At 42.1% G+C, this 6,917-nt stretch carries 4 protein-coding genes and 1 tRNA gene; 3 read left to right on the top strand and 2 right to left on the bottom strand.

Going from position 1 to position 6,917, the window contains the following annotated elements; translation table 11 throughout:
* Positions 1-436 precede the first annotated feature (436 nt).
* Positions 437-2,125: a transposase gene (locus OLM34_RS05710; protein WP_264405809.1), complete on the bottom strand. Its 1,689-nt coding sequence runs from the start codon at positions 2,123-2,125 to the stop codon at positions 437-439.
* Positions 2,126-2,463: 338 nt separating this feature from the next.
* Between OLM34_RS05710 and ahcY the strand changes: the two genes are divergently transcribed.
* Complete coding sequence (gene ahcY, locus OLM34_RS05705) at positions 2,464-3,888, top strand: adenosylhomocysteinase (protein WP_264405808.1); 1,425 nt, start codon at positions 2,464-2,466, stop codon at positions 3,886-3,888.
* 315 nt (positions 3,889-4,203) lie between these two features.
* Positions 4,204-4,276 (top strand) — tRNA-Lys (locus OLM34_RS05700).
* A 196-nt stretch (positions 4,277-4,472) separates the two neighbouring features.
* Here the strand turns inward: OLM34_RS05700 and OLM34_RS05695 are convergent.
* Complete coding sequence (locus OLM34_RS05695; RefSeq protein WP_264405805.1) at positions 4,473-5,354, bottom strand: AraC family transcriptional regulator; 882 nt, start codon at positions 5,352-5,354, stop codon at positions 4,473-4,475.
* Positions 5,355-5,517: 163 nt separating this feature from the next.
* Here OLM34_RS05695 and OLM34_RS05690 point away from each other — a divergent pair, with 163 nt between their 5' ends.
* Positions 5,518-6,900 carry a sugar porter family MFS transporter gene (locus OLM34_RS05690; RefSeq protein WP_264405803.1) on the top strand — a complete coding sequence of 461 codons (1,383 nt, stop codon included), beginning with the start codon at positions 5,518-5,520 and terminating at the stop codon, positions 6,898-6,900.
* Positions 6,901-6,917: the final 17 nt, after the last annotated feature.

Genomic DNA, 6,917 nt, shown 5'->3' with positions numbered 1-6,917 from the left:
TATTTTTACAATATATAAGCTGTTTTCTTGGATATATGACAAAATGGTTGATTTTCGAAGAATTTGCTATCTTCTTAAATCACCGGATTTTGACCGGAAAGTGGGTGGACATGCTCCGGATTATCCATAAAGGAATGCAGGAGTCATAGGTGTCCGTAGGAAGTGTAGGAAGTGTAGGAAAGTCAGACCAGGAGCGGGTTTCAGGCACATCACGCAGCGTAGGAAAGTGTAGGAAGTGTAGGATTTGGGAAGCTAAATTAAAAGTTTTCGGTAAAAAGGCTGCTAAGAAAATAGGGTTATCCGCCCGATATGCAAATGCTCGCGACAGAAACGGTGTTGAAACAAGCCGAAATGATTGCCAATGAATTAGCGGTGAATAGGTAAAGGTTGTTTCCGAAGGGTTTCGGTATGATTTTCCTAGCGTATGATCGGCCTTTTATTCTCTTTTTTGGAGGAGGATTGCTGTGGTGGAGATTCTTCCGGAAAAAGAGGAGGGGGTATCGGAGATTTCCAAGATGTTGTTTTTCCGAAGTAATGCGTTTACGGTGCTTTCGGCAAGACTTTCCCAAGACGATTGGGGGATAAGTAAAGCAAGGATGCCGTCACTTTTCAGCAACTCGAATCCCTTGAAAACGAGGCGAGCGTAGAGTTCGTCGGCAAATTCACAGGATTGTATCGATGGGTTCTTTTCGTTTTCCGGAACCTCTTTTGCGGTTGTGCTTATACGGAACAGGTTGCCAACGTCTGACGTGTCGTTGTCTTCAACAGAAGGCAAGACTGTTGCACTCACGCAGTGCAGGTTACCGAAGACGATATCGAAGCCGGTGGAGATTGTTTCGGGGTCGAATGCTTTTTCGAATGGGGTAAGTGCAGGGGACAGGACGTTGAAATCGATGGGAGGGAGGTTGTGCTTAAGGTGATTGTTTTGAATCTCTTCGCTTGCTTTTTCGAATTGCATTTTATTCTCGATCAGGATGGTGTGGTATTTCCGTTGCCAGAGTTTTCTCGGCGATTTTGTGTCTGAGGCTGTTTCTTCAAAGGTGGGTAGTTTTGCCGTTGCCTCCTCCTGTTCACGATGGAAGGTATAGGAGGAATATCCCTTCAGGTCATCGATTATTCGGTCAACCTCTTCTTCTTCGGCTGCCAACAGCAGATGAACATGATCCTGTAACACATTCAACGCCAACACCCTGTATTTTTTCATCCGGATTCTTTCGGCCAGGATGTCGGCCAGGAGATTTCTTTCCTCGAGGGTTAGTAAAACCGTTTCCGGCTCTTTCGACGGATAAGGTGCTTCATCATAATGATACCGACTATTGTATGTTCCCCACGTTATGTGAAACAATTTTCGTTGTTTTTGAAGGGTGATGCTCTTGTTTTCTATTCCGAATACCCGTTCGGGGTCGAACTCATCGTCCGACCGGTTGGTGTGGCAACGTTCTTCTTCTCGATGTTTGGACGATCCGATTGGTGCATTTGCGGTCAACGGATTGGTTTCGAGATGGAACAAGGAGTCGATATCTTCACGTGCATTCATATCCGGTGCTGCTTCCTGTTCTTCAAGCAGGCAATTTAAAAGGTTGTGCTTGGCTGCGTTTAAAGACGAGGGGTCGCTGCATAAGCCGTAGAGGCAGTTTTGAAACAAGTACCGTTTTCGCGCGTAATCGGGTTTGTTTTGGCTAAAAACGGTTTCTATTTTTTCGCGAAGTTTGCTTTTTAAAATGGGGTCGGCGATACCGTCAAGCACCATGATTTGCTGCTGTTTCCACTTCTCGTTTAAGGGGTCGAGTTTCGAAAGCAGGAAGGTCAGTTTGTTTAACACTTCGACGAGAAGCGTGCCGTCACCCACCGTGAGATCGAGGATTTTTAGCCGGTTGATTTGTTCTACCAGGAAATGGGTCTCTTTTTCGTTAAAAGGATTTTCCTTTTCGGTTTCCGAGAACAAGGAAGTGAGTTTTTCATCAAGGTTCGCTGTTCGGAATGTATTTTCGATGTGGGTTTTGAGACAGTATTTCAGTGATTCCGTTACTAAATCGTTTGTGATTTCAGACAGGGTTTTGCTCTCTCGGAAATGCCCATGGGTGTTTTCGGAGCAATAGTCGGGGTTTTCTTTTTTCTCATTCATGTTCTTTCTTTCGATCGATCTTTTCGTTGGGTTTATCCGGTGAAGCCTCAATTCGTAAGTTTTTACCTCTTGCAAAGATGCGGAAAATTTCCATAAAAACCTGCCGAAACACGTTCAGCGGTTTATATGGCGAAGCTCCAAATCGTCAGCTTTTTTCCTTTTTTACAAATATAGAGGATAATTTTTTCAATCTTCATACAAGAGGATGAAAATTTCGGTCGAGATTTTGTTTGGCCGTAAGTTCAACTTAGGAGTGCAACTTTCTCGTAAAGGTTCGGAATTTAGAAATTTATCCCGTACCTTTGTTGTTCAAAATAGTGAATATAATTCGTTTTGTTATGATTCAAAATAAAAATTATGCTACGGATCTGCCGTATAAAATTGCCGATATATCGTTGGCCGATTTCGGACGAAAGGAAATTGAAATAGCCGAAAAAGAGATGCCGGGACTGATGGCCCTGCGCAGGAAATATGCGGCGGAACAACCGTTGAAGGGTGCACGCATTACCGGTTCGCTGCACATGACCATACAAACGGCGGTATTGATTGAGACGTTAGTGAAATTGGGTGCCGATGTGCGTTGGGCGAGCTGCAACATCTTTTCTACGCAGGACCATGCTGCTGCCGCAATTGCAGCGGCGGGTGTGCCGGTTTTTGCTTGGAAAGGCGAAACCATTGAAGAGTATTGGTGGTGTACCGATATGGCGTTGCGTTTTCCCGAAGGTAAGGGGCCGAATCTGATTGTGGACGACGGTGGCGATGCTTCGTTGCTGGTGCATAAGGGGTATTATGCCGAAGAAAATCCCGAGTTGCTCAACCGAAAAGGGGAGAACAGGGAGGAGCAGGCTGTTCTGGATACGCTGAAACGGATTTTGCACGAGGATAATCGTCGCTGGCACAGGACGGTGGAGAGCTTGAAGGGGATTTCGGAAGAAACAACGACGGGCGTTCACCGGCTGTATCAAATGATGGAAAGAGGCGAACTGCTGGTGCCGGCCATTAATGTGAACGATTCGGTTACCAAATCGAAATTCGATAACCTGTACGGTTGTCGCGAATCGCTGGCCGATGGTATCAAGCGTGCAACGGACGTGATGATTGCCGGAAAGGTGGTGGTGGTGCTGGGTTACGGCGATGTGGGCAAGGGGTGCGCACAATCGATGCGCTCGTATGGTGCGCGCGTCCTGGTTACGGAGGTCGACCCCATTTGTGCTTTGCAGGCTGCCATGGAGGGGTTCGAGGTGACCACGATGGAGGAGGCCGTGAAGGAAGGAAATATCTTTGTGACGGCAACCGGCAATTGCGACGTGATTACCCTTGAGCATATGCAACAGATGAAAGATCAGGCTATCGTATGCAATATCGGGCATTTCGACAACGAGATTCAGGTGGACAGGCTGGTGAACTTCCCGGGGATACGGCATACCAATATCAAACCGCAGGTGGATAAATATACTTTCCCTTCGGGAAATGCCATTTTTCTGTTGGCCGAGGGGCGGTTGGTCAATCTGGGTTGTGCCACGGGGCATCCGTCGTTTGTGATGAGCAATTCGTTTACGAATCAGACGTTGGCGCAAATGGAGTTGTGGAAAAACGACTATGAGGTGGGGGTGTATCGATTACCGAAGCATCTCGACGAGGAAGTGGCCCGCCTGCATTTGGATCGACTCGGGGTGAAACTTACGCGACTGACGCCCAAACAGGCCGAATACCTGGGTGTGCCGGTGGATGGACCTTACAAGCCGGAACACTATCGGTATTGAGATGGTTTTTCTGCTGTTCGTATCAACGTGCATTTTTTTTGATTCTGAACGCAATCGTTAGTAAAGGACGGTTTCCGATAAGACGATGTGGTGCTCTTTCATTTCGGAATGCGATTGTGGCTAAGGTTTTTATCTAAAGGTGGCATAAGATCTTGCTCCGAATATCGGAGTCGGGCAGGCAAGTTGCTTCGGTTTATTTGAAGGCTGCAGAAAAGATCGTAACCTATATTTTTACAAATTTACCATACGAACCTTTGGATTTTTAAAATAAAGATTCTATCTTTGCACTCGCTTTTGCAAGAAAGCAATGAGGTCGATTCGCTAGCTCAGCAGGTAGAGCACATCCCTTTTAAGGATGGGGTCCTGGGTTCGAATCCCAGGCGGATCACAAAAAATATAAAACCGGTCGAATGACCGGTTTTTTTATCTATCTTCGGGAAATTCGACGGAGGATAAAAAATTTTTCCATTGATCTCGGAAAACAATTTTTCAGGTTCCGATACCTTTTATCTCAAATATTGTTCAGAAAATCAGCAATTAAGAAAATTGCACCATGACAGAAAAGTAAAATCGGGTTCATTATATCATTTATATTTTCTTTTATATTCCTTTGGGGAAATACCCATTTCTTTTTTAAAGGCATTAGAAAAATGATAGGGGTCAAAATATCCAAGACGGAATGCTATTTCTTTAATTTTTAAATCGGAAAACTGGAGGTAGGAGCATGCCCGCTGAATTTTAAGCTGATTGTAATATTTCATAGGAGAATAGGAAGTCTTTTCCAAAAACAGATTTTCAAAGTGTGAAGGTGAATATCCAACATGTTGAGCCATATCTTCAAGGGTAATTTTATTCTCCAAATTGTCTTTCATGTATAAAATACTTTTCTGAACAGTATCTTTTTCTTTAATGTTTTTTATACTTCTAAATTGGGGTATGTACTTGATCGATGCCAAAAAATGCAATAAACAAAAACTGGTATATTCCAAATTCTCGGGACTATATCCCATTTCTAAATTTCGGAAAATTTCTTCAAATAATATAAATCTGTCTTGGTACCTACTACTGTCAGATTCATAGACATCTATTATCTTCCCTGTTATTGAGGAAAATATACCTGCCATTTCTCCAAGAAAATGTATCCAATAAATACTCCAGGGATCGGCATTATTTGCTCCATAAGCATGAGCTTCGTTTGCAGGTAATATGAATGCTTGATTTCTTGTTAAGTGAAATTTTTCATCATTGTAAATGATCCAACCTTTGCCTTCTTCACAGTATATCAAAATATTTTGTTTTGCACCCTGTTTCCTTTCTCTAAAATGGTATTTCGCTTTTGGGTAATAGCCAATATGAGTAACATACAGCTGTTTTGTGACATTATTCTGTGCTTGATATGTCCTGATGTTATAAGGTAATATGATTGCCTTTTCCCCTTTAAAGCCTTCGGCGATTTTTTCAGTCATTGTATTTTACATCTTTATAGCTATATTTTACATGTTTATCTTTAATAAATTGATATTTTGTTAAAATCATTCCAAAAATAGTGATTTTTTACATCAAATACAAAATAAACTCCATTTTTTTTGTGATATGTTGACCTAACTTTGTAACGTTTAATAATAGAATATGGAAAAAGTAAGAATCAACAATCGTTATTTGATCCTGATATCCTTTGCAGCTGCGATGGGAGGATTTTTGTTCGGCTATGATTGGGTAGTCATTGGCGGAGCAAAACCTTTTTATGAGGTTTATTTTTCTATTGGGAATATTCCCTGGCTTCAAGGGTGGGCAATGAGCAGTGCCATTTTAGGGTGTTTGATCGGAGTTGCCATGTCCGGGAGTTTATCCGATAAATATGGCAGAAAAGCATTGCTGATGACCGCGTCATTAATTTTTATCCTTGCCGGTATTGGCACAGGAGCTGTAAATTCCATTGAATGGTTTGTTTTTTTTCGGATAGTGGGAGGGATAGGCATTGGTTTAGCATCGAATATATCTCCCATGTATATTTCGGAAATTTCACCTTCTTCAGTAAGAGGTAAATTTGTTTCTTTTTATCAACTGGCAATCGTACTGGGAATTTTGTCGGCTCAGATAATTAATTGGCTGATTGCAAAACCCTTCATTGAAGGTGAAGATATACTTTCTTCATGGAATGGCCAAATGGGATGGCGGTATATGTTTTGGGCAGGAACAATTCCGGCATTATTATTTTTCCTGTTGGTATTTTTTATCCCTGAAAGTCCACGTTGGTTGGCATCGAAATTAAAATACGATAAAGCGTATGATATTTTCGCTAAGATAAGGGATTCGGAATATGCAAAAAATCAACTCAGGGAAATAGAGGAAACTCTTTCGTTAACAGCTAATAATGTTCCATTTAAACATTTATTCCAAGGGAAACTTGCCAAGATAGTTCTCATAGGTGTTTTGATAGCTGTTTTGCAACAATGGTGTGGAATTAATGTGATTTTCAATTATGCTCAAGAGATATTTTCAGGAGCAGGATACAATGTCTCCGATATGTTGTTTAACATCGTTATTACCGGTGTTGTCAATGTGATATTTACGTTTGTCGGAATGTATACGGTAGATAAATTGGGGAGAAGGTCATTGATGCTCATAGGTACAAGTGGGTTGGCTTTTATTTATTTGTTATTGGGTGCAGGCTATTTTTTTCATTTGGGAGGGATTCCGATGTTGATTTTGGTAGTAGTGGCGATTGCATGCTATGCAATGACGTTGGCGCCGGTAACGTGGGTAGTTATATCGGAAATTTTCCCCACCCGGATACGGGCAATGGCCATGGCTGTTTCCACATTTGCCTTATGGGCCGCTTGTTTTGTACTCACTTATACGTTCCCTCTTTTACATAACTTGTTGGGTTCGTATGGGACATTCTGGTTATACGGTATAATTTGTCTCGGGGGATTTTTCTTTATAAAAATGAATTTGCCTGAAACGAAAGGTAAAACATTGGAAGAAATAGAAAAAGAAATTATAGGATAATATTAATGAAAGATGTT

It is taken from the genome of Anaerorudis cellulosivorans, assembly GCF_025943985.1.
GTDB classification, from domain to species: Bacteria; Bacteroidota; Bacteroidia; order Bacteroidales; family Dysgonomonadaceae; genus Anaerorudis; species Anaerorudis cellulosivorans.
The sequence above is the reverse complement of the archived record's forward strand: the minus strand, read 5'-3'. Positions and strand labels throughout refer to the sequence as shown.